The organism is Alkalimonas sp. (assembly GCF_020831925.1).
In the GTDB taxonomy this organism is placed as follows: domain Bacteria; phylum Pseudomonadota; class Gammaproteobacteria; order Enterobacterales; family Alteromonadaceae; genus Alkalimonas.
Genome location: NZ_JAFIFQ010000104.1, coordinates 1 through 4,136 on the forward strand (window position 1 = coordinate 1; position 4,136 = coordinate 4,136).

A 4,136-nucleotide genomic window follows, 5' to 3' on the forward strand; every position below is an offset into this window, starting at 1 on the left:
GCGGGTTGTGATTGCTGAGCAGGCCGGTGGCGTGTTTGCCAAGGGCGATGATGCAGGCACCGGTTAAGGTCGCCACGTCAATTACCACATCCGGGTCAAAGCGCTCGACATAGGTCAGCGCATCGCACAGCACCAGACGGCCTTCGGCATCGGTATTCAGCACTTCCACCGTTTGGCCCGACATGGTGGTCAGAATATCGCCCGGACGGTAGGCGTTGGCATCCGGCATGTTTTCGGCTGCAGCCAAAACGCCAATCACATTGAGCGGTAGTTCCAGCTCGCACAGGGATTTCATCGCGCCGAGCACTGCAGCAGCGCCGCCCATGTCGTATTTCATTTCATCCATGCCATCGCTTGGCTTGATGCTGATGCCGCCGGAGTCAAAGGTCAGGCCTTTGCCTACCAGCACGATGGGGGCGGCATTATCGGCACCGCCCTGGTAGCGCATCACCGTCATGCGCGGTTCATTGACCGAGCCTTTGCCCACCGCCAGATAGGCATTCATGCCCAGTTCGGTCAGTTCGCTTGGGCCTAACACTTCAACCTGAAGCTTGCTGTGCAGGCTGGCCAGTTGCACACTTTGCTCGGCCAGATAGGCTGGGGTGCAAATATTGGGCGGCATATTGCCGACGTCTTTGCACAGCTTGGCACCTGAAGCAACCGCCAGGCCATGTTCAACCGCCTTTTCGCCCAGCGCCAGATCGCGCCGGGTTGGAACATTGAACACAATTTTGCGCAGCGGCCGGCGGGTTTCATCTTTTTTGCTTTTTAGCTGATCAAACACATAGAGCGAGTCCTGGGCGCTTTCCACCGCATGGCGCACTTTCCAGTAGATATCACGGCCTTTGACATGCAGTTCGGATAAAAAGCACACCGCTTCCATCGAGCCGGTTTCGTTCAGAGTGCTGATGGTTTTGGCAATGATTTGCTTGTATTGGCGCTCGTCCAGCTCACGTTCTTTGCCGCAGCCAACCAGCAGAACCCGCTCGCTCAGTACGTTGGGTACATGATGCAGCAGCAGCATCTGGCCTGGCTTGCCTTCCAGATCGCCCCGGCGCAGCAGGTTGCTGATGTAGCCTTCACTGATTTTATCCAGCTGCTCGGCAACAGCGGACAAACGGCGTGGCTCATAGACGCCGACCACGATGCAGGCGCTACGTTGTTTTTCCGGACTGCCACTCTTTACACTGAACTCCATGTTGACTCCTGGTTCTAACTGGACCGACTCGAAGCAACCGCAGCCATGAAAAATGCAGACTGGGTAAGAAAATGCTCGGATTTTGCGGCGCTTTCGTCGATAATAATTGTGATAAACACCAAGTTTACTCAAAAACGGCCGAGGTTTCAGCAAAAAGACCGGTTTTCAGGGGGCATTTTTTGATTATTTTCCGTTATCTGATTGGAGAAGTGGCCAAGTCGCAGCTGGCTGTGTTTCTGATCCTGATGACCATCATCATGAGTCAGCGCTTTGTGCGTATTCTGGCCGATGCTTCCGAAGGCGATTTGCCGGCGCAGCTGGTATTCACGATGGTTGGGTTGAAGCTACCGCAATTGGCGCTGATTATTCTGCCACTCAGTGCCTTTCTGGGTATTTTCATTGCGCTGGGTCGGATTTATGCCGACAGCGAGATGACGGTATTGCATGCTACTGGCCTCAGTGAACGGCGCATCAGCGCTTTTGTGTTGAGCTGGTCGTTGCTGCTGGCGGTTGCTGCAGCCTGGGTCAGCATGGCACTTAGCCCCTGGTCGATGGAGCGGGAATACGAAGTGCTGGAACGGGTAGAAAGCGATGTTGGCCTTTACTCGCTGGTGCCGGGGCGTTTTCAACAAACCTCCAATGAGCGCGCCGTGCTTTTCGTGCACGATATTGCCCGCGGCAGCGGTGAATTATCGCGGGTTTTTGTGGCGCAAAGCGAAATTCGTGACGGTAAACCGCATCATTCCATTGTTTATGCGCAAAGCGGTGCGGTGCAGGAAGACGCCAGCGGTGCCCAAATGCTGGTGCTGGAGCAGGGCCGTCGCTATGCTGGCCAACTGCAATCACCACCCTTTGAAGTGATCGAATTTGGCCGCTATCAGCTGCAAATCCGTGAGCAGGAAGTCGAGCACCGCCGTCGAAAACTCAGTAGCCTGACCACACCTCAGCTGTTGCAACAACTGGACGATCCTGAAGCCATGGCCGAGTGGCATTGGCGGATTGCTATTCCGTTATCCATTGTGCTGTTGGCTCTGATTGCGGTGCCGCTTAGCCGGGTGAACCCGCGCCAGGGTAAATTTGGTAAGTTACTCCCTGCCCTTGGGCTCTATCTGGGCTATTACATGCTGTTGATTGTCACCCGCTCGGCGCTGGAAAATGGTCAGCTACCAGGCTGGCTTGGCATGTGGTGGATCCATTTAAGTGCTTTGCTGATGGGGCTGGCCTTATTGGCGCAGCAGCATCCATGGGTGCGGCGTTGGCAGCGTCGGCTGCGGGGGGCAACGGCATGATCCGCATCCTGGATATTTACCTGGGTAAAACCATTCTGGCTACCACTGCCCTGACGCTGGTGGTTTTGATGATCCTGTCCGGTTTATTCCGTTTTTTGGATCAGCTGCGTGCCATTGGCCGCGGCAATTACGATACCCTGCATGCGGTGCTGTTTAGCCTGTACAGCATGCCGGGCGATCTGGTGATGTTCTTCCCGATGGCCGCCCTGATTGGCGGTCTGGTGGGCCTGGGGCTGTTGGCCAGCAACAGTGAATTGGTGGTGATGCAGGCTGCGGGTTTATCCCGGCTTAACATCATCAACTCGGTGATGAAAACTTCCGTGCTGATGATGCTGGTGGTGATGGCGGTGGCTGAATGGGGCGCACCGGCTACCGACCGAGCGGCACGGGAGCTGCGTATTAAAGCTATCTCTGGCGGCAACCTCTTTGCGGTGCAGCAGGGCATTTGGGCCAAAGATGGCGATGATTTTGTCAACATCAAAGAAGTAAAAGACAGTGGCGATCTGGCCGGGGTGGCGATTTATGAGTTTAGCGATGAGCTGAAACTGGAAGCCATTATTTATGCCGAAACCGCGCATTTTCGGCAGGATGTCTGGGTGCTTAGTCAGGTCAGCCGGTTGCATTTTCATCCGGATCGGATAGAGCGGCATCAATGGCAGGAGCAGCGTTGGCGCTCGACCTTAACGCCGGATAAGCTAGGGGTGGTGACCATCAAACCCGAAATGTTGTCTTTGCGAGGGCTAAGCGATTACCTGGATTACCTGCGTGCTAATCAGCAAGATACCAGCCGGTACGAGCTGGCGTACTGGCGCAAGTTAACCCAGCCAATTACCATTATCGCCATGTTGCTGATGGCACTGTCCTTTATTTTCGGGCCTCTGCGTAGTGTTACCATGGCAGCCCGGGGCATTATGGGGGTTCTGACCGGTTTTGCTTTTTACATGAGCAACGAAGTTTTTGGCCCGGTTGCGCTGGTGTACCAGATGCCGCCATTGCTCGGTGCCGTGCTGCCAAGCTTGCTGTTTATCGGGCTGGCGATATATCTGATGCGCAAAAAGGTATGAGCCGTTGCGGCATTGCAACGGCTTTATCCAAACTGTTAGCGCGCTGTATTATACAAATTCAGCTGCTTGCTTTGCTCTTTGCTGATCAGCACCATCTGAGTATTGGTCAGTTGGTCCTGCAGTGCCAGGCCTTTACCCCAGCGCAGAAATAACCAAAAATTGCCGAGACCGCCAAAAGCCAGCAGAGCCCGGAAAATGGCTTGTGCAGGCGTCAGTTGCTGGCCATTTTGCTGCAGCAGCAACAAGCGCCAGGCTTTCATGCCAAGCGTTTGGCCAGCCCGTAGCCAGAAATAGGCGTAAAAGCCAACCCCAGCCGATAATAAATACAGCAAATAGAGCCAACGTTGCAGACCCTGACCAAAAAATGCAGCGGTGTCTTCATAGGCCGATAAATCCAGCAAACCGATTTTCTCCAGGCCAATGACCAGCGCAAAAGCCAGGCCAGCAGCAGCCATAATCACGGCACAAAGCACCAGCACATCGTAAATAATGGCGGCTAAACGGCGGGCAAAACCAGCCCGGGGCGCTTGTTCAAACATGCAGTTTCTCACCTTGGTTGAATGCGCCCGAGTGTAGCATAGCCGC

4 protein-coding genes are annotated in these 4,136 nt (G+C 54.7%); 2 read left to right on the top strand and 2 right to left on the bottom strand.

Going from position 1 to position 4,136, the window contains the following annotated elements; all coding sequences use genetic code 11:
- Positions 1-1,198, bottom strand: a 1,198-nt coding sequence (locus JJU14_RS16175) for a leucyl aminopeptidase (RefSeq protein ID WP_228614755.1), incomplete at its 3' end; no start/stop codon positions are given.
- 179 nt (positions 1,199-1,377) lie between these two features.
- Between JJU14_RS16175 and lptF the strand changes: the two genes are divergently transcribed.
- Together lptF and lptG are read left to right on the top strand one after the other, a co-directional pair.
- A complete protein-coding gene (gene lptF, locus JJU14_RS16180) occupies positions 1,378-2,487 on the top strand; it encodes an LPS export ABC transporter permease LptF (RefSeq protein WP_228614757.1) in 1,110 nt (369 codons plus the stop codon).
- Positions 2,484-3,551 carry an LPS export ABC transporter permease LptG gene (lptG, locus tag JJU14_RS16185; RefSeq protein ID WP_228614760.1) on the top strand — a complete coding sequence of 356 codons (1,068 nt, stop codon included), beginning with the start codon at positions 2,484-2,486 and terminating at the stop codon, positions 3,549-3,551. Before lptF ends, lptG begins: the two co-directional genes overlap by 4 nt.
- Positions 3,552-3,586: 35 nt before the next feature.
- Here the strand turns inward: lptG and JJU14_RS16190 are convergent.
- The coding region (locus JJU14_RS16190) for an RDD family protein (RefSeq protein WP_228614759.1) at positions 3,587-4,136 on the bottom strand (550 nt) is incomplete at its 5' end.